We start from the raw sequence: 18,897 nt of genomic DNA, 5'->3' as shown, positions 1-18,897 counted from the left end.
CGTGCGGTCCGGAGAACGGTGACGCGGCGGGTGACCCGGCGGCCGGGACCGTGACGGCCGCCCCGGTCCTGGCCGGCCCCACCCTGCCAGGAGCCCGACTGACGTTCGACCGGACGATACCCCGGCACCTCGTCCACCGTGCGGCCGTCGCCGAGGTGTTCGTGACGGACGCGGTCGCGCTCGGCGGCGACCGCTTCCTGGTCGGCGCGCAGTGGCCGAGGGACCACGCGCTCTACCACCCGGACCCGCAGGGGGTGAGTGATCCGCTGCTCTTCGCGGAGACCATCCGTCAGGCGCTGGTCTGTCTCGCGCACTGGCACTACGGAGTGCCGCTGACCCACCGGTTCGTGGGCAGCGACATGGACTTCGAGATCACCGACCCCGGGGCGCTGCGGGTCGGCACGGAGCCGCTGCGGGCCGAACTCCTGGCGCGGTGGCACTGGGTGGACAACCGGCCGCCGCGACGGTTCGGGATGCGGCTGGAGGTGGTGCTCAGCATCGCGGGCCGCGAGTGCGGCCGTGGCGGTCTGCGGGTCGTCGCCCTCGACGAGCGGACCTACCGGGTGCTGCGCGGGCGCCGCTCCGAGGCCGGTCCCGGCCCGGCCGGGCCGGTTGCCGGGGGGACCGTCGCGCCGGAGGCGGCGCGCCGGAGGGTCCGGCCGTGGCGGGTGGGCAGGCTGCGGGGCAAGGACAGTGTGCTCGTCCCGGGCCCGTCGCCGCGCGAGTGGCGGATGCTGGTCGACCTCGACCACGCCATCCTCTTCGACCACCCCACCGACCATGTGCCGCTGATGGCCCTGCTGGAGGGCGTCCGGCAGTTGGGGCACCTGCTGGTCCACGACCCCGCGGCGGGACCGCCCGTCGTCGGCCCGCGGGCCCTTGGCCCGCAGGTCCTCCTCGCCCTGACGACACGCTGCCTGGCCTTCGCGGAGCTGGACGAGCCCCTTCTCCTCGCGGTGCGGGGCGGGGTGACGAGGGCGTCCGGCCGGGGGCGGCTGGCGATCGACGTGCTCCAGGGAAACACGGTGCTCATGACATCGGAGACGGACTGGGGCGGGGCCGGTCCGGGTGATGCGATGGCGAACCATGGACTCCGACCTCCCTTTTTCGTGACCGCCGACAGGCACCCTTAGAAATACCGTCGGGAAGGAATGGGAGCAACGGGATCATCCTTTCCTTGAAGATCCCTTTACCGTGAGCCGGGGTGCCGGCCGCACTTCGGGGCGTTCCCGGGTGGGGGCCGGCCGCCGGTCCGGTTCGGCGGCCGGTGGCCGGAGTGACAACTGACTGCTCGTCATAATTCCTTGCAGGTAGGGGAAGTGTGTCCATCAGTGCGCGCCGGTCCGGCCGGGACCGGCGGTCGGGCGGTGGCGTGGTCCGGCCCGCACGGCCGCACCACCGGCCGTGCGGGCCCGGTGAATCGTCCTTCACCAAACCTTCCATCGTCGTTCTCCTCCCGCGGCGCCGGCCGTCGCCCCGTCGAACCGCGCGTCCCTCGTTCCGCGTCCACTCTCCCGCCCGTGCCCCCCGCTCCGTACCGGAGGAACCGCATGGCCGTCCCAGAGCCCACCCGGCTGGTGTTCAGCGACGTCGACGAGACGCTGCTCACCCGCAAGAGCCTGTTCGACTTCCTGGACTACTACTTCACCCGCCGCTACGGTGCCGCCGGTGCGCGGCACGTCGACCAGACGCGCCGCTGCCTGACGGCCCTGGCGGCGGCCGGCGCCCCGCGGGAGCGCGGAAACCTGGCCTACTACCGGGCGTGGGAGGGTCAGCACGAAGCCTCGGTCGCCGAGTCGGCGCGGCGCTGGTTCGTCGCGGCCAGCGCCGAGAAGGGCTTCTACCGGGCGCGGACCCGCGCCGAACTGCGGCGGCACCAGGCCGAGGGCGGCCTCCTGGTGCTGGTGTCGGGCGGGTTCCCGGCCCTCCTGGAGCCCGTCGCCGCGGACATCGGCGCACGGCACCTGGTGTGCACCAATCCCGAGGTCCGCGAAGGCCGTTACACCGGCGGGGTGGTCGGCGACCCGGTCATCGGCGTGGGCAAGGGGGCCGCCGTGCGCCACCTCATCGGCGCCTACCCGCACCTCGGGCCGCAGGAGTGCTACGGCTACGGCGACCACGTCTCCGACCTGCCGATGCTGGCCGAGGTCGGCCACCCGGTGGTGGTGGGCGCGGACCCGGCCCTGCTGGCCGCGCTGCCCGCTGCGCGGGTCCTGCCGGACTGACGCCCGCGGCCGGTCAGGCCGCGGGCGGCAGGACGAGCCGCCAGATCTCCTGGACCTGTGCGGGGAAGGTGTCCAGCCGGCACGCGGAGGTGGCGGTGTAGTAGGTGCCGAAGACGGAGGCGATCACGAACCCGCTGAGCGCCGAGGGTTCGTGACCGCCCTCCAGTTCGCCGAGCCGCTGGGCATCCCGGACCAGACGGGTCATCACCAGGGACAGGTCCGTGATCACGTCCGGGGTCTGGCTGCGGGACTGGGCCTCCTCGACGACCAGGTGGAGCCCGGCCCGGAAGCGCAGACAGGTGTGGAGCAGACCGACGAGGCCGAAGGTGATCTGACGCAGCACCCCGAGCGGGTGCCGGTCGGATTCCTCGACCTGGTCGAGGACGCCGCGCCAGGCATGGTCGAAGGGGGCGGTGAGCGCCGCGGCGAGTTTCTCCTTCGAGGAGAAGTGCGCGTACAGCGCGCCTTTGGTCATTCCCGTCCGGACCGCTATGCGTTGCAGGTTCGCTCCGGCGTACCCGTGCCGGACGAACTCGTCGGCAGAGGCGTCGAGGAGCAGCTCATGCGTCCTCCACGCCCGTTCCTGCTTGATCACGATGCCTCTCAGCCGTTGTCGGCGAACGTGGCCGGCGAAACGCCGGAACCGTCTTCTGTGAATCTTTTACCGCGGGCGGGTCCGGCAACAAGGGCGGTGCGGCGGGCGGTGGACGATTGAGCCATCTTCGGCCGGTCGCCGGAGCGGTGTGCGGCGGCCGTGCGCGGTCGCGGGCGCCGTGTGCGCGGGCGTGTGCGCAGGTCGGGGCGGGAGGTTGCAAAGTCGTCGACCGCTCCGTCAAAACTGACGTTCGAGAAGGTATTTTTGTCTGCGGTCGATCGCGCAGACGCATCATCGGTGCACCATACAAGGGGGAGTGAACGTCACATGCGGTCAGACGACATTCAGGACGTGGCGCCGGCCGGAAGACCCCTCCTACAGACGTTCATGGAGGAGGTCTTCGACTCGCTGCACCGTGCCGATCAGCGTCGCTGGGCCCGGGCGTACCTGGGCGGGCTGCTCAGCGTCCCCGGCAAGAAGACGCTGCAGCAGCTGGCGCGGACGGTCGCGCCGACCTCGGCCGCCGTCCACGGGCTGCAGCAGTTCATCAACGCCAGCCCGTGGGACTGGGGGCCGGTGCGCCAGGCACTGGCCCGGACGGTGGCCGAGAGCGCGGTGCCGCGCGCCTGGAGCGTGGCGGAACTGACCATCCCCAAGCGCGGCGACCACTCGGTGGGGGTCCACCGGCGCTTCGACGCGGCATCCGGACGAACCGTCAACTGCCAGCAGGCGAGCGGCTCCTTCCTGGTCACGGACACCCACTGCGTCTCGGTGGACTGGCGGCTGCTGCTCTGCGAGGCCTGGTGCGAGGACGAGCGGCGCCGCCGGCGGGCCCGGATCCCGGACGGGGTCGCGGCCCGGCCCTCCTGGACCCACGTCCTGGACTTCGCGACCGCGGTCGCCGCCCACCCCCGGCTGGCCTCCGTGCCCTGGGTGCTGGACCTGCGGCACGAGCCCGACATCGCACCGGTGGCCGCCGGACTCGCCCAGCTGGGCATGGACTTCGTCTGCGAGGTGGGCCCCGGGCAGCCGGTGCGGCCCCCCGCCCGCACACCGTCCCCGCCGGTGGGGATCGGGGCGCTGATGGCGCGCAGCCAGACCCGCCAGCCGCATCTGGTGGTCCGTCAGTTGCCGTCCGGCCGGCCCGAACCGTTCACCGTCCACTCGGGGCTGGTCCGGCTGCCCCGGACGGAGGCCTCCGGCGCCGCGCCCCGGCGCACCTACCGGGTGCTGGTCAGGCCCGCCCCGAGCGGGCAGCACCCCGCCCGGTACTGGATCACCAGCCTGACCGAACGCCGGGTGGAGGACGTGCTGGCGCTCGCCCGGGCCGTCCCGGCGGCCGAGCGCGCCATGGCCGACCTGGCGGAGAACTTCGGGGTCCTGGACTTCGAGGGCCGCTCCTACCCGGGCTGGCACCACCACATGACGATGGCCTCGGCGGCCGCCGCCTACAGCCGGCTGCACACCGGCCCCGCCGGCGCGCGGGCCCCGCTCACCGCCCGGGTGCCCGCGCACCGGGCGGCCGGGCCGGAGCGCCGCTCCGCCTGACCGTCGGCCGGGCTCCGCGGGCGCCGGCCGGGGCCCGCGGAGCCCTGCGACTTCCGGAGGTCGCGCTTGTCCGGAGGCGGCCGCGCGCCCGAGAATGGAACCGGCGCGGGAATCCCCGGAGCCGTTTTCCGGAAAGGCCGCGGAAATCGCGGGCCGCCCCGCCGCAATTCCCTGTTCCGTTCGGTGACACCGGTACGCCTTGGCGCTGCCGGTCCGCTGTGCCTGCATTGTGCCTGCGTTGTGCCGGGTCGCATACCGGTAATCGCCGAAATCAAGCGAAGGATCGAGGATGACTGTCGCGAATTCAGCTCCGGCCGAGGGGCGACTGCTCCGGGCCGGTTATTCGGACGAGACCCGGGAATGGCTGGCGCGGGTGGAGAAGATCGCCCCGCTGGTCGAGGAGAACCGCGAGCGCGGCGACCGGGAGCGGGTCACCCCGCGCCCGGTCTTCGAGGCGCTGCGCGACGCCGGGATCCCGCGGATGTGGGTGTCACGGCAGCTCGGCGGCGGGCAGGTGAGCATCGAGACGGGTTCGGCGGTGATCCAGGCCCTGGCGCAGCTGGACCCGTCCGTCGCCTGGCAGATGGGCGTCCAGGGTGCCATCGGCCGGCTCTCGGACTACCTCCCCGAGCCCACCGCGCGCCGCCTGTTCGAGGAGCACACCGGTTTGGTGGTCGGCGGCGTCAACCCGTCCGGATTCGCCGAGGCCACCGACGGCGGCTTCACCCTCAACGGCGAATGGGCGTTCGCCAGCGGGTCCGCCCACGCCGACTGGCTGGTCTGCGCGGCCTGGGTGACCGAGGGCGGGGAGGTGCGCCGCACCGAGGCCGGCCCGGAGCTGCGCCAGCTCTTCGTCCGCGCCTCGGACGTCGAGATCCGCGACACCTGGCACACGGTCGGCCTGCGCGCGACCGGCAGCAACCACTACCGGGTGGAGAACGTGCGCGTGCCGGTGGAGTACACCGTCGCGGGCGCGGAGATGTACCGCCCGCCGGCGCCGAGGGCGTCCCGGGCCTACGACATCAGCTACTACGACTTCGGCCCGTTCACCTCGGCCTCGACGGCCCTGGGGATCGCGCAGAACGCCGTCGACTCCTTCAAGGAGCTCGCCGCGGGCAAGACCAGGACGGCCGGCAGCAGCACCCTCGCGCAGAGCCACGTCGTCCAGGAGAAGCTGGCCCGGGCGGAGTTCCAGGTGTACGCGGCGCGGGTCCTGCTGCTCGACACCGCCCGCCGGGTCCAGGAGTTCGGCCCGACCGGCGGCGACCCGCTGAGCGCCGTGGCCCGGCTCACCGCCGCCACCGTCGCCGAGCAGGCGGTCGCGGCCGTGGACGCCGCGTACGACCTCGCCGGGGCCACCTCGGTCTACGAGACCAGCCGGCTCGAACGCTGCTTCCGCGACGTCCACTCGGCCGTCAAGCACATCACGCTCTCGCCGACCCACTTCGAGATGGCCGGCCAGTACCTGCTCGGCGGCGGTCTCCAGATGCGGCGGTAGCACCGCGCCACCGTCCTGCCCGTGTCACCGCACCGCCGCTTCGCCGTTCCGCCGCGCCACCGCACCGCCCGTGTCACCGCTGCCCGTGTCACCGCTCCCACCCTCCGCCTTCGGACAACTGAGATGAGGAAACAGGCATGGAGACGATGAAGGCCGTACAGCTTCTGGCCCCGCGCAAACCGGTACTGGCCGAACTGCCCATCCCGAAGACGCCCGCCGACGGGCTGCTCATGAAGACCCGCTGCGTGTCGATCTGCTCCACCGACATCTCCTTCTTCGAGGGCCATCTCTTCCCCTCCGAGTACCCGGTGATCCTCGGTCACGAGTACCTGGGCGAGGTCATCGACATCGGCCCCGAATTCGACCAGCACGGCGCCGACATCGCCGTCGGCGACCGCGTCGTCTACTGGGGCCAGACCGACTTCGGCGGGTTCGCCGAGTACCGCACCGTGCGGCCGATCTTCTCCGGGCAGGTGAAGGAGGACGTCTTCGCCGCCGACCGCAACTTCCACGACGACCACCGGGCCGCGGCGGTGAAGATCCCGCAGGAACTGAGCGACCTGGAGGCGTCGTTCATCGAGCCGGTCACGGGCGCGCTGCGCTCGGTGCTCTCCAACCCGCCGCAGGTCGGTGACCGGGTCCTGATCCTGGGCACCGGCCCGATCGGTGTGATCGCGGGGAGCATCATCCGCCGGCTGCTGGCCCCCAACTCGGTCGTCTCGGTGGACGCCAACCCGGCCCGCAACGAGTTCGCCGAGCAGCAGTTCTCCCAGCGCTCCTACCTGCCGGACGAGTTGATCGAGAGCGTCGAGGACGGCGCCTTCGACTACGTCTTCGACGCGCTGCCCACGGTCAAGGTCTCCGACGAGACCAAGGACCCACGCCGGGTGGCGATGCGCAAGCTCCGGGCTGGCGGCCAGTACGTGCTGTACGGGGCCTCGCAGGAGATGCAGAAGTTCGACACCTGGCTGATGCTCGCCAAGGGCATCACCATCCGGTCCGCGCCCTTCGACGTGACCAGCTTCCCGATGCACAAGAGCGCCAATGTGATCGCCTCGGCCATGCAGATGCTGCTGTCGGGCGTGGTGAACGGCAAGGCCCTGCTCTCCACCGTGCACAAGTTCAGCGACTACGACGGTCTGGTGGACATCTTCGAGAACTACCGGAGCACGACCGATCTGAAGACGATCGTCGACTTCCGCTAGGACTTCTCCGAGACAGCCACCCCCGCCCCGTCCACCGCCGCGATTCCCCGAGAGAGGTACGTCGGATGCACGAGCAGAGGAGCGCGGCGCCGCCCGGCGGGGCCGGACTCGTGGTGGTGGCCAACCGGTTGCCGGTGAGTCTGGAGCGCGACGCGGACGGCACCGAGCGGTGGCGGCACAGCCCGGGCGGGCTGGTCAACGCCCTCGAACCGTTCCTGCGCGCGCACCAGGGGGCCTGGGTGGGCTGGCCCGGCGCGAGCGGTGCGAGCGCGGCGCCGCCCCCGCAGGACGACGGCCTGCGACTGCACCCCGTCGAGCTGACCGCCGAGGACGTCCGCGACTTCTACGAGGGCTTCTCCAACGCGACGCTCTGGCCGCTCTACCACGACGTGGTGATGCCCCCGGAGTACCACCGCCACTGGTGGGACGCCTATGTCCGGGTCAACCGGATCTTCGCGAAGGCCGCCGCCGAGGTCGCCGCCCCCGGGGCCACCGTCTGGGTCCAGGACTACCAGCTCCAGCTGGTGCCCGCGATGCTGCGGGAGCTGCGGCCGGACGTCCGGATCGGGTTCTTCCTGCACATCCCATTCCCGCCGGTGGAGCTGTTCATGCAGCTCCCCTGGCGCACCGAGATCGTCCGGGGCCTGCTCGGCGCCGACCTGATCGGATTCCAACGCCCGGGCGGTGCAAGGAACTTCCATTGGCTGGCCGAGCGGCTGGCCGGTCTGCGGCCGGACCGCGAAACCCGCGACCCGGCGGACGGGCCCGGGCGGCTGCGGGTCCACGGGCGCGGCGTCACGGTGGGCGCCTTCCCGGTCTCGGTGGACGCGGCGGCCCTGGGCCGGCTGGCACGGAGCCCCGGGGTCCGGCGCCGGGCCCGGCAGATCCGCGCCGAACTCGGCAACCCGCGCCGGATCGTGCTCGGCGTGGACCGGCTCGACTACACCAAGGGCATCGATGTCCGGCTCCGGGCCGTGCACGAGATGCTGGCGGCGGGCCGGATCAGGCCGGAGGAGGTGACGATGGTTCAGATCGCCACCCCCAGCCGGGAACGCGTCGACCACTACGTCCGGATGCGGGAGGACATCGAGCGCACGGTGGGGCGGATCAACGGGGAGTTCGGGCGGGTCGGCTACCCGGCCGTGCACTATCTGCACACCTCGGTCGGGCCGGAGGAACTCGTCGCCTTCTACTGCGCGGCCGACGTCATGCTGGTCACGCCGCTGCGGGACGGCATGAACCTGGTCTGCAAGGAGTACGTGGCCTGCCGGTACGACCTCGGCGGCGCCCTGGTGCTCAGCGAGTTCGCCGGTGCCGCAGCCGAGCTGGAGGCGGCGTTCCAGGTCAACCCGCACCACCTGGACGAGGTGAAGTCGGGTCTGGCCCTGGCCCTCGACGTCCCGGCGGAGGAGGGGGCCCGGCGGATGGCGCAGTTGCGCCGGCAGGTGCTCGGCCATGACGTCGGCCACTGGGCGCAGTCCTTCCTGAGCGCCCTCGACGGGACGGCCGGGCCGGCCGGCGGCCCGGCCGCCGCCACGACACCGGCGACCGCGCCGACCGTCCGCGCGCCGTCCCCCGACTCGCCCGCGAGCACGATGACCTGGGGCCCGACGTCCGCTCCCGGCCGCACGACCACGTGACCGGGCCGGCGTCCGCCGCCCGACGGCCCGCGCGCGGGCCCGCTCCTGAACCGACCGAGAACGGAGGCCCCGATGCCCGTCAACCAGGCCGACTTCACCCTGGCGATGTCCCGTGTCCCCTCGCCCGTCACCGTCGCCACGACGGTGGACGCGGCCGGCCGCCACTGGGGTTTCACCGCGAGCTCCTTCACCTCGCTCTCCCTCGACCCGCAGCTCGTCCTGATCTGCCTGGACAAGGCCGCCAGTACCCACGCCGCCTTCCTGGCGGCCGAGCACTTCCTGGTCAACGTCCTGGCGCACGACCAGGCCGAGGTGGCCCGGCGGTTCGCCACCTCGGGCATCGACCGCTTCGCGGCCGGCGACATGGTGCCCTGCGAACTGGGGCTCCCCGGGCTGGCCTCGGCGTCGGCCCGGGTCGCCTGCGCCACCCACCGGATCCTGGACGGCGGCGACCACAGCATCCTGGTCGGCCGGGTGGAGCGGACGCACGCCGGCAGCGGCCCGCCCCTGGTCTACAGCGACCGGGCGTTCACCCGGCCCGAACCGGCCGCCCGGCTGGCCCGGGCCCGGTGACCGGCCCGGTCGCCGCGGTCTGCCCGCTCTGCCTGGTCGGCCTGCCGCGCCCGGCCGGGCGACGCCGGTGAAGCGCGTCCGGCTGGCCGTCCTCGGTACCGCCCACGTCCACCTCGCCGACCACCTCGACGTGGTGGCCGCGGACCGGCACACCGAACTGGCCGCCGTCCACCGGGGATCGGGCCCCTGGCCGCCCCGGCTGGCCGGTGTACGGCCGGCGACCGCCGACGAGGCGCTGGCCGGGGCCGATGCCGCACTGGTCGCCTCGACCACGGCCGAACACGGCCCCCTGCTGCGCCGGGTGGCCGCCGCCGGGCTGCCGGTGCTGGTGGAGAAGCCGCTCGCCGGCTCGGCCGCGCAGACCGCCGAACTGCTCGCGGTGCTGGCGTCCGGCGGCCGTCCGGCGACCACCGCGATGTTCCTGCGCTGCGCCCCGGCGTTCGGACGGCTGCGGGCTCTGCTGGCCGCCCGGGCGTTCGGCGAACTGGCCTCGGTGGAAGCCGGGTTCAGCCATCCGGGGCTGCCGGACGGCCTGTTCGACGGCCCGGCCGGCTGGATGCTGGACGCGGCGCACGGCCCGGCCGGCGCCTTCGCCGACCTGGCCGTCCATCTGGTGGACCTGCTCGGCTGGCTGGCGCCCGGGGCCGGCCTGCGAGTGCGCGGGGCGGTGCTCCGGCACCGGCCGGGCCTGGCCGCGGACGTCGGCGGGGCGGCGCTGCTCTCCTGGGGCGGGGTGCCGGTCTCGGTGCGCGCCGGGTGGGCCTCCCGCCCCGGGGGTGTGTCGGTGCGGGTGGAGGGGGAGCGCGGGACGGCCCGGGTGGACGGTGGCCGGCTGACCCTCACCGGCGCGGGTGAGCGGGTGGAGGAGTATCCGCCGCCGCGGGCCGGTGCGGCCCTGGAGGGGTTCCTGGCCGGCCTGCGCGGTGAACGGCGCTGGGCGGCGCCGACCTGCGCCGAGATCCTGCGCGGCGCCCGGGTCATGGACGCGATCGGACGGCGGACTTCCCAAAGTCTCATCGATCCGGCCCCGAGCACCCCACAACCGGCCTGCCATCCTAAATAATACGTATTGTCGTACGGAGCCTGCTCTGGGCGCCGGGAACACAACCGGAGGAGAATCAATGTCTTCGCCCCTATCCCCAACCCCGTTGATGGACCTGACCCTGGGCGTGTACGCGTTCAAGGGGCTGGCGCTGGCGACCGAGCTCGAGGTCTTCACCGAGCTGGCCGGCGGCAAGGGCGTCACCCTGGACGCGTTCGCGCGGCGGCACGGGATCCACGAGCGCCCGGCCGAGCTGCTGCTCACGGCGCTGGTCTCGCTCGACCTGCTGGTCCTCGACGACGAGGGGTTCTACCGCAACTCGGCGGTCTCCGAGGAGTTCCTGGTCAAGGGCAAGCCGCGGTACTTCGGCGGCTGGGTGACGCTGGTCGACAAGCACGAGTACCCGGCCTACATCAAGATGCTGGACTCGCTGCGCGGCAACCACCCGACCACCTGGGACGTGGAGAACCAGAAGTCGCTGTTCCAGCCGGACGACCCGGTGGTCAAGGAGCACTTCTGGGACGCGATGCACTCGCTGTCCGCCTACACGGCCGGCCGGCTCGCGGAGTCGATCGACTTCAGCGGGATCAAGCGGCTGCTGGACGTCGGCGGCGGCGGCGCGGCGTACGACATCGAGCTGTGCCGTCGTCACCCGCACCTGAAGACCACCGTGTTCGACCTGCCGTTCGTCTGCGAGCTCACCAGGCCCCGGGTGGAGGCGGCCGGCCTGGCCGACCGGATCGACTTCGCCAGCGGTGACTTCTTCGAGGTCGGCGGGGTGCCCGGCGGCTACGACGCGATCCTGCTCTCCAACATCCTGCACGACTGGGGCATCGAGGACGCGCGCAAGATCCTGCGGGCCTGCGCCGAGGCGCTGCCCTCCGGCGGTGTGCTGCTGGTGACCGAGTCCTTCGTGGACGACGACAAGCGCGGGCCCGCGCCGGCGGCGCTGATGAGCCTGAACATGCTGGTCGAGACCTGGGGCCGGAACTACACGGCGGCGGAGTACGGGGAGTGGGCGGCCGAGTTCGGGCTCAAGCCCGAGGGCGTCGTCCCGTTCGAGGGCCAGGGCGCCAACGGCGTCTGGGTCGCCCGCAAGCCCTGAGCCACCCCGGTGGCCGCAGCGACCGCTCGCACCCGGTCGCGGGCACCGCACCCCGAAACGCCCGGCCGGTTCTCCCCGGCCGGGCGTTTCGGTGCTGTCCGGCTGTGCTCAGCGCAGCAGCGCGGCGCCGCTGCCGACGGCCGGGTGGACCGGCGGCGGTGACACCTGCGCCGGCCGCCCGTCCGCGAACTCCTTGCGCAGCACCGGGACGACCTCCTCGCCGAGCAGGTCGAGCTGCTCCAGCACGGTCTTCAGCGGCAGTCCGGCGTGGTCCATGTTGAACATCTGCCGCTGGTAGTCGCCGAAGTACTCGCGGAAGCGCAGGGTCTTCTCGATCACCTGCTGCGGGCTGCCGACCGACAGCGGGGTGATGTCCATGAACTCCTCCAGCGACGGGCCGTGCCCGTACACCGGGGCGTTGTCGAAGTACGGCCGGAACTCCCGTACCGCGTCCTGGGAGTTCTTGCGCATGAAGGCCTGGCCGCCGAGGCCGACCACGGCCTGTTCGGGCGTGCCGTGGCCGTTGCGGGCGTAGTGCTCGCGGTAGAGCGCGATCAGCTCCTGGAAGTGCTCCTTGGGCCAGAGGATGTTGCTGGCGAAGAAGCCGTCGCCGTAGTAGCCGGCCTGGATGGCGATCTCGGGGCTGCGGATGGAGCCGTGCCAGACGAACGGCGGGACGCCGTCCAGCGGGCGCGGGGTGGCGGTGAAGGACTGCAGCGGGGTGCGGAAGCGGCCCTCCCAGTCCACCACCTCCTCGCGCCACAGGCGGTGCAGGAGCGCGTAGTTCTCGATCGTGAGCGGGATGCCCAGGCGGATGTCCCGGCCGAACCAGGGGTAGACGGGCGCGGTGTTGCCGCGCCCGAGCACCAGGTCGACGCGGCCGTCCGCGAGGTGCTGGAGCATCGCGTAGTCCTCGGCGATCTTCACCGGGTCGTTGGTGGTGATCAGGGTGACGGCGGTGGAGAGGATGATCCGCTCGGTGCGCGCGGCGATGTAGGCGAGCAGGGTGGTGGGAGAGGTCGGCACGTGCGGCGGGTTGTGGTGCTCGCCGGTCGCGAAGACGTCGAGCCCCACCTCCTCCGCCTTGGCGGCGATGGCCACCATCGCCTTGATGCGCTCGTGCTCGGTGGCGGCGCGGCCGGTGGTCGGGTCGGGCGTGCAGTCGCCGACGCTGTAGATCCCGAACTGCATGGGTGTCCTCGCAGGGGTGGCAGTGGCAGGTCGTGACGCGCCGGCCACCCGGCCGCGGGGGCCGTGCGGGGATCCGGTGCGTGGGTTCAGCCGGCGGAGTCGGGCCGGTGGCGGGCCGCCTGGACGGCTTCGTCGTCCAGGGCGCCGGCCAGGATGGCGTCGAGCAGCCCGGGGTAGCGGGCGTCCAGGTCGGTGCGGCGCAGCGAGAGCAGGTTCTCCCGCCCGGACGGCTCCTGCCGGATGACGCCGCTGTCGCGCAGGACGCGCCAGTGGTGCGTCATCGTCGACTTGGCCGTCACGCCGAGGACGTTCAGGACGCTGCCGCAGTTGTGCTCTCCGCCGGCGTCGAGGACCCGGACGACGGCCAGCCGTACCGGGCTGCCCAGGGCCGACAGGACACTCTCGATCCGGATCTGGTCGCGTTCTGGGTGGCGAAAACTCATGCTGCCACAGTACCGCGACAGTCCAACAGTGCTCAGCCCCCACCGGACGCCCTTTCCCCGTCTCGTTCCGTCCCCCGCTCCGGCCGGGGGCCGGAACGAGGTTGCCGAACAGTCCTAGAGTACGCAAAGATACAAACAGTCGTACTCAGGACGGGCATTCCTGCCCGAGATTCCCCCCGGCCCCGGGCCGCCCGAGACCGGATCCGAGAAGGGTGCACTCCCATGTCCACTTCGTCCGCGCCCACGGGCCCCGCCCAGGGGGGCGCCCGGCACCTGGGCTGGACCCTGGCGCTGCTGGCACTGGCCCAGCTGATCTACGCGCTGGATCTCAACATCGTGTTCGTCGCCCTGCCCGAGATCGGTTCCGACCTCGGGTTCCCCGGCCAGACCCAGCAGCTCGTGGTCAGCGCCTACGTCGTCTTCGCCGGCGGCTTCCTGCTCTTCGGCGGGCGCGCCGCCGACCTGCTCGGGCGCCGCCGGATGTTCGTGCTGGCCCTCACCGTCTACGCGGTCTCCTCGCTGGCCGGTGGCCTGGCCGGCAACCCCGGCGTGATCATCACGGCCCGGGCGATCCAGGGCATCGGCGGCGCGCTGCTGCTGCCGGCCACGCTCTCCCTGATCAACACCCTGTTCGACGAGGGCCCCAAGCGGAACCGCGCCCTCGCCGTCTGGGGCGGCGCGGGCGCCAGCGGTCTGACCCTCGGCGCACTGCTCGGCGGCGTCCTCACCGAGAACTTCGGCTGGCCGGCCGTCTTCTACGTCAACGTCCCGCTGGCCGGCCTGGTCGCCCTCGCCGCGCTGTTCGTCATCCCGCGCGACGCGCCCCGCACCGAACGCCGCCGCTTCGACCTGCCCGGCGCCCTGAGCGTCACCGGCGGCTCCACGCTGCTCGTCTTCGCCCTCGTCCAGGGCCCCGAACTCGGCTGGCTCAGCGGCTGGGTGGTCGGCGCGTTCGTCCTCGCGGTGGCCCTGCTCGGGCTCTTCGCGCTGATCGAGACCCGCAGCGCCGACCCGCTGCTGCCCTTCCGCGTCTTCCGCAACCGCAACCTGACCGGGGGAGCGGCCATCACCTTCATCTACATGGCCACCTTCGGCGTGCTGCCCTACTTCCTCACCGTGCTGCTGCAGACCGTCCACGGCTACAGCGCCCTGGAGACCGGCCTCGCCTTCCTCGTCCCGTCCCTGGCGATCGCCACCGGCACCCAGCTCGGTGAACGCCTCACCACCCGCAACGGCCTGCGGCCCACGCTGATCGGCGGCTTCGTGGTCGGCGCCGTCGGCACCGCGGCCCTCGCCTTCGGCTTCGACGCGGACGCCGGCTACCTGGCGCTGCTGCCGGGCCTGATCGTCTCCGGCGTCGGCCAGGGTGTCGTCTGGACCGCGATGTGGATCGCCGCCGCGACCGGCACCCCCGACCACGAGCAGGGCGTCGCCAACGGCGCCGCCTCCACCGCGCTCAACCTCGGCAACGCCATCGGCCTGGCCGTCTTCACCGCCATCGCCGACGCCGGCACCGGCGGCAAGACCGGCCACGACCTGCTCTCCGCCACCGCAGACGGCGAGTTCCTGGTCGTCCTGCTCACCGCGGCCGGGATGCTCCTCGGCCTGCTGATCACCCTCACCCTGCGCGGCGGCCGGGCCCAGCCGCCCGCCGCGCCCACCACCCCGACCGAGGAGGCGCTCGCCGCCCACTGATCTCGGGGCCCGCCGATCTCCGGACGGCGGGCGGTGGACCCGGCCTCCCCGGCGCCGGGCACCGCCCGCCGTCCGGTTGGCGTGCCCGCCCGCCGGGTGCCGCGCGAACCTCCCGAAGTCTCCCCGGACCGTTCCCCGATGATTGCCGACCGTCCGACGATACGAAAGAGTACGTACTGTTCGGTCGGTCCGCCCCCGGCACCGGCCGAGGACCGCCCCGGCCGCCCCGGCCCCGAGGAGACCCCAGATGCGGATAGCCGTCACCGGCTCCATCGCCACCGACCACCTGATGACCTTCGCCGGACGGTTCGCCGACCAGCTGCTGCCGGACCAACTCGCCCACGTCTCACTGTCCTTCCTCGCCGACGACCTCAAGGTCCACCACGGCGGGGCGGCGGCCAACATCGCGTTCGGGCTCGGCCGCCTCGGCCTGGCCCCGCTGCTGGTCGGCGCCGCCGGCACCGACTTCGCCGACTACCGCGCCCGGCTGGACGCCCACGGCGTCGACACCGGCGCCGTCCACGTCAGCGAGACGCTCCACACCGCCCGCTTCGTCTGCACCACCGACGCCGACCAGAACCAGATCGCCACCTTCTACCCCGGCGCCATGTCCGAGGCCCGCCGGATCGACCTCGCGCCGCTCGCGGCCCGCCCCGGCGGCCTCGACCTGGTCCTCGTCGCGCCCGACGACCCCGCCGCGATGCTGCGCCACACCGACGCGTGCCGCGCGCTGGACATCCCCTTCGCGGCCGACCCCTCCCAGCAACTGGCCCGCCTCACCGGGCCGGAGGCCCGCCGGCTCGTCCTCGGCGCGACCCTGCTCTTCACCAACGAGTACGAGGCCGCCCTGCTCCAGCACCGGACCGGCCTGGCCCGCGCGGAGATCCTCGCGCAGGTCGGCACCTGGGTCACCACCCTCGGCCCCGGCGGGGTGACCCTCTCCCAGGACGGCCGGCCCGACCTCACCGTCCCCGCCGTGGAGACCACCGCCGTCGTCGACCCGACCGGCGCGGGCGACGCCTTCCGCAGCGGCTTCCTCACCGGCCTGTCCTGGCAGTGGTCCAGGGAGGCGTCCGCCCAGCTGGGCTGTGCGCTCGCCACCACCGTCCTGGAGTCGGCCGGCAGCCAGGAGTACAAGCTGTCCGCCGCCGACCTCGCCGCCCGCACCGAACGGGCCTACGGGCCGCGGGCCGCCGACGCGCTGCGCCGGCGCCTGGAGGACGTCCTGTGACGTGCCGCCACGCCCACCGCACGCCCCGGACGCCCTGAGCCGGGGGACCTGGCCGACCGCGTCGGCGTTCCGGCCAGGGCCCGCCGGGCCCACAGCACAGCACACGGGGCCCGCCCGCCGCAGCGGACGGGCCCCGTGTGCTGTGCTGTGGTCCGGACGGTGCTCAGGGAGCCGGCGGACCGGCGTCCGCGGCCCCCGGAACGGCCACGCCGAGCCCGCCGAGCAGCCGCGACCGCAGCCGCCCGAACTCCGGATCGGTGACCTCGCGCGGGCGGGGGAGCCCGACCCGGACCTCGTCCGCGATGCCACCGTCGGCCATCAGCAGCGCCCGGTCGGCGAGCAGCAGCGCCTCGTCCACGTCGTGGGTCACGAAGAGGACGGCGGGCCGGTGGAGCCGCCAGAGGTCGATCACCAGATGCTGGGCCTTCAGCCTGGTCAGCGCGTCCAGGGCGCCGAACGGCTCGTCGAGCAGCAGCAGATCGGGGCGGCGGACCAGGGCACGGGCGAGCGAGACACGCTGGGCCTCGCCGCCGGAGAGGTCCTTGGGCCAGGCATCGGCGCGGTGGCCGAGACCGACCTCGGCCAGGGCCCGGTCGGCGACGGCGCGGTCGGCGCGGCCCGGCAGACCCAGCACCACATTGCGCCAGACCCGTTTCCAGGGCATCAGCCGGGGTGCCTGGAAGGCCACGGCCCGCCGCTCGGCGACCTCGGCCTCCCCCTCGACCTCGGGGTCGAGACCGGCCAGCACCCGCAGCAGGGTGCTCTTGCCGCAGCCGCTGGCGCCGAGCAGGGCCACGAACTCGCCGTGCGCCAGTTCGAGGTCCAGATGGTCGATGACGGCGCGTTCGCCGAACCGCCGGACCAGACCGCGCACCCGGGCCGCCGGGGGAGCGGCGGTCCGGGCGTCGGGGCCGACGGCCGGCGGTGCGGTCGTCAGGTGCCGCTGAAGGCCGGTCGCCATGACAGCAGGGTCCTTTCCAGGAGGCGGACGAGGACATCGGCGCCGAGGCCGAGAAACGCGTAGACGACGAGGGCGACCACGACGATGTCCGTCCGGTAGACCTCGCGGGCGTGCGTGATCAGATAGCCGATGCCGCTCTGCGCGTTGACCTGCTCGGCGAAGACGAGGGCGAGCCAGGCGGAGCCGAGCGCGTAGCGCAGGCCGACCAGGGTGCCGGCCGCGGCGCCCGGCAGGATGACGTGGCGGACCATGGCCGGCCGGCCCAGGCCCAGCGTGCGGGCGGCCTCGACGAGCGTGGTGTCCACGTTGCGGATGCCCGCGTAGACGTTGAGATAGAGCGGGAAGGCCACCGCGAACGCCACCAGGGCGATCTTGGGCTGCTCGTCGATGCCGAACCAGATGATGAACAGCGGGATCATCCCGGCCCAGGGCAGGGTGCGGAGCATCTGCATGGGGGCGTCGACCAGGTCCTCGCCGAGCCGGGACAGGCCCGCCGCCAGCGCCAGCAGCAGCCCCAGGGCGCCGCCGATGGCCAGACCGAGGGCGACCCTGCGCAGCGAGGAGACCATCGCCTCGCCGAGCGAGCCGTCACCGATCAGGTCGCCGAAGGTCCCGGCCATCGCCCACGGCGAGGGCAGCACGTCCGGGGCCAGCACGCCGGCGGCCGAAGCGAGTTGCCAGAGCGCCAGGAGCAGCACGGGGCCGGACGCCTTGCGCAGCCAGCGCGGCGGGGCCGGCACCCGGCGCCGGGCCCGTGCCGCGGCGGGGCGCAGGACGGGAGCGGAGGTCTCGGTCACGAGTGGCTCCCGGAGGGCGTGGCCGGCCCGGGTGAGGCGCCGGCGGCCGCGGCGACCCTGGCCAGTTCGTCGGTGATGACGGCGTCGAAGCCGGGCTCGATCCGGTCGGCGATCCGGTAGCTCTGCTTGATCTGGTTCTGGCCGCGGAAGTACTCGATCTCGTCCTGCCAGCCCGCCTGGATACCGGCGTCGGCCGGCTGGAGCTGCGCCTCGGACCGGTCGGCGGCCAGCTTCGCCGAGTCCGCCGGGATCTGGGCGAGCCTGGACAACTCGTCGGCCCACTGCCCGCGGTGGCTGTTGACCCAGGCGAAGGCGCGCACCGAACGGCGGGCCAGGTCCTCCAGCGCGGCCCGCTTGGCGGGGTCGGAGGTGGCGCGGGCCGAGGCGTACAGGGCGCTGTAGGTCTGGAGGTCCTGGCCGAGTTCGTGGATGATCCGGGCGTCGTTGTGGAGCTGGGCCACGGCGGCGTTCGGGTCCCAGATGACGAAGGCCGCCACGTCACCGGAGTTGAAGGCGGCCAGGCCGTCGGTCGTGGTGAGGTTGACCGCGTTCACGTCGGACCACTTCAGGCCGGCCGCCTCCAGCGACCTGGCGAACTGGTAGTGCTGCGCGGTGTAGAAGGGGACGGCGACCTTCTTGCCCCGGAGGCCGGCCAGATCGGTGACCGGCGAGTCCTTCTTCACCAGGACGACGGTGCCGCCGCTGCGGTGCTGGGCGACCGCGCCGAGCAGCCTGATGTCGGCGCCGTTGCCGATGGCGAACAGCACGCCCGTCTCGCCGCCCTGGGCGACGTCCACCTTGCCGGCCTTGAGGGCCTCGACCAGGGTGGGCGTCGAGTCGAAGTCGGCCCAGTTGATGCGGTACGGGGCGCCCCGGTCCTCCCCGGACGCGATCAGGAGCCGCTTCAGGCAGGCCTTGCACGGCGATCCGATGGTCAGGGTCACCTGGGCGGCCTCGGCGGTGCCGCCGCCCGCGGAGCCGCCACTGGCGCAGGCGGTGAGCAGGACGGCCAGGAGCAGGGCGGTCAGGACGGCGGCCGGCCGCCGCGGCTGCCGCTGCGGACGGGGGGTGGTGCGATGGGCGCGCAAGGGGATCCTCCGGGTGAGGGGTGGTGCGGGGCGTCGGGTGGCACCGGCGGACGGCCGGGC

17 protein-coding genes are annotated in these 18,897 nt (G+C 73.2%); 11 read left to right on the top strand and 6 right to left on the bottom strand.

Translation table 11 applies throughout. The annotated features are described in order from the left end of the window. Positions 1 to 50: 50 nt before the first annotated feature. Positions 51 to 1,133, top strand: a complete 1,083-nt coding sequence (locus ACIP82_RS04540; RefSeq protein WP_400650775.1) for a ScbA/BarX family gamma-butyrolactone biosynthesis protein — start codon at positions 51 to 53, stop codon at positions 1,131 to 1,133. A 417-nt stretch (positions 1,134 to 1,550) separates the two neighbouring features. After that, complete coding sequence (locus ACIP82_RS04535; protein WP_400650772.1) at positions 1,551 to 2,225, top strand: HAD family hydrolase; 675 nt, start codon at positions 1,551 to 1,553, stop codon at positions 2,223 to 2,225. Between the two features lie 13 nt (positions 2,226 to 2,238). Here ACIP82_RS04535 and ACIP82_RS04530 read toward each other — a convergent pair whose 3' ends face one another. Next, entirely contained in the window at positions 2,239 to 2,820 is a 582-nt protein-coding gene (locus tag ACIP82_RS04530; RefSeq protein WP_400650769.1) for a TetR family transcriptional regulator, read from the bottom strand. A gap of 387 nt (positions 2,821 to 3,207) precedes the next feature. On the opposite strand from ACIP82_RS04530, the gene ACIP82_RS04525 reads away from it, so the two are divergent. The 7 genes from ACIP82_RS04525 to ACIP82_RS04495 all read left to right on the top strand — a co-directional run bounded on the left by ACIP82_RS04525 (position 3,208) and on the right by ACIP82_RS04495 (position 11,431). Then, positions 3,208 to 4,368, top strand: coding sequence for an IS701 family transposase (locus tag ACIP82_RS04525; protein WP_400650766.1), 1,161 nt, complete (start codon positions 3,208 to 3,210; stop codon positions 4,366 to 4,368). Positions 4,369 to 4,657: 289 nt separating this feature from the next. Then, a complete protein-coding gene (locus ACIP82_RS04520; protein WP_363608453.1) occupies positions 4,658 to 5,866 on the top strand; it encodes an acyl-CoA dehydrogenase family protein in 1,209 nt (402 codons plus the stop codon). Between the two features lie 137 nt (positions 5,867 to 6,003). Further along, positions 6,004 to 7,071, top strand: coding sequence for a zinc-binding dehydrogenase (locus ACIP82_RS04515; RefSeq protein WP_400650762.1), 1,068 nt, complete (start codon positions 6,004 to 6,006; stop codon positions 7,069 to 7,071). 65 nt (positions 7,072 to 7,136) lie between these two features. Further along, positions 7,137 to 8,711: a trehalose-6-phosphate synthase gene (locus ACIP82_RS04510; RefSeq protein WP_400650759.1), complete on the top strand. Its 1,575-nt coding sequence runs from the start codon at positions 7,137 to 7,139 to the stop codon at positions 8,709 to 8,711. Positions 8,712 to 8,783: 72 nt separating this feature from the next. After that, positions 8,784 to 9,284 (top strand): flavin reductase family protein, encoded by a 501-nt coding sequence (locus ACIP82_RS04505; RefSeq protein ID WP_400650756.1) that lies wholly within the window; start codon positions 8,784 to 8,786, stop codon positions 9,282 to 9,284. A 67-nt stretch (positions 9,285 to 9,351) separates the two neighbouring features. After that, positions 9,352 to 10,347: a Gfo/Idh/MocA family protein gene (locus ACIP82_RS04500; protein ID WP_400650754.1), complete on the top strand. Its 996-nt coding sequence runs from the start codon at positions 9,352 to 9,354 to the stop codon at positions 10,345 to 10,347. Positions 10,348 to 10,435: 88 nt separating this feature from the next. Continuing rightward, positions 10,436 to 11,431 (top strand): methyltransferase, encoded by a 996-nt coding sequence (locus tag ACIP82_RS04495; RefSeq protein WP_363608463.1) that lies wholly within the window; start codon positions 10,436 to 10,438, stop codon positions 11,429 to 11,431. 108 nt (positions 11,432 to 11,539) lie between these two features. Here the strand turns inward: ACIP82_RS04495 and ACIP82_RS04490 are convergent, their stop codons facing one another. Both ACIP82_RS04490 and ACIP82_RS04485 read right to left on the bottom strand, forming a co-directional pair. Next, on the bottom strand, positions 11,540 to 12,622 hold the full coding sequence (locus tag ACIP82_RS04490) for an LLM class flavin-dependent oxidoreductase (RefSeq protein WP_400650751.1): 1,083 nt from the start codon (positions 12,620 to 12,622) through the stop codon (positions 11,540 to 11,542). Positions 12,623 to 12,708: 86 nt separating this feature from the next. After that, the gene (locus ACIP82_RS04485) at positions 12,709 to 13,065 is read right to left on the bottom strand and encodes a helix-turn-helix domain-containing protein (protein ID WP_363608467.1); all 357 of its coding nucleotides are present in this window, start codon (positions 13,063 to 13,065) and stop codon (positions 12,709 to 12,711) included. Positions 13,066 to 13,287: 222 nt separating this feature from the next. Between ACIP82_RS04485 and ACIP82_RS04480 the strand changes: the two genes are divergently transcribed. After that, positions 13,288 to 14,760, top strand: a complete 1,473-nt coding sequence (locus ACIP82_RS04480) for an MFS transporter (RefSeq protein ID WP_363608469.1) — start codon at positions 13,288 to 13,290, stop codon at positions 14,758 to 14,760. A gap of 247 nt (positions 14,761 to 15,007) precedes the next feature. After that, complete coding sequence (locus tag ACIP82_RS04475) at positions 15,008 to 15,991, top strand: carbohydrate kinase family protein (RefSeq protein WP_400650746.1); 984 nt, start codon at positions 15,008 to 15,010, stop codon at positions 15,989 to 15,991. 163 nt (positions 15,992 to 16,154) lie between these two features. Here the strand turns inward: ACIP82_RS04475 and ACIP82_RS04470 are convergent, their stop codons facing one another. The 3 genes from ACIP82_RS04470 to ACIP82_RS04460 are packed head-to-tail and all read right to left on the bottom strand — an operon-like array spanning position 16,155 to position 18,837. Further along, the gene (locus ACIP82_RS04470; RefSeq protein ID WP_363608473.1) at positions 16,155 to 16,952 is read right to left on the bottom strand and encodes an ABC transporter ATP-binding protein; all 798 of its coding nucleotides are present in this window, start codon (positions 16,950 to 16,952) and stop codon (positions 16,155 to 16,157) included. Next, the gene (locus ACIP82_RS04465; RefSeq protein WP_400650743.1) at positions 16,925 to 17,749 is read right to left on the bottom strand and encodes an ABC transporter permease subunit; all 825 of its coding nucleotides are present in this window, start codon (positions 17,747 to 17,749) and stop codon (positions 16,925 to 16,927) included. Before ACIP82_RS04465 ends, ACIP82_RS04470 begins: the two co-directional genes overlap by 28 nt. Beyond that, positions 17,746 to 18,837: an ABC transporter substrate-binding protein gene (locus ACIP82_RS04460; RefSeq protein WP_400650740.1), complete on the bottom strand. Its 1,092-nt coding sequence runs from the start codon at positions 18,835 to 18,837 to the stop codon at positions 17,746 to 17,748. The genes ACIP82_RS04465 and ACIP82_RS04460 overlap by 4 nt, the downstream gene beginning before the upstream one ends. Positions 18,838 to 18,897 lie beyond the last annotated feature (60 nt).

The sequence above is a fragment of the Kitasatospora sp. NPDC088548 genome, assembly GCF_044753005.1.
Classification (GTDB): Bacteria; Actinomycetota; Actinomycetes; order Streptomycetales; family Streptomycetaceae; genus Kitasatospora.
The sequence above is the reverse complement of the archived record's forward strand: the minus strand, read 5'-3'. Positions and strand labels throughout refer to the sequence as shown.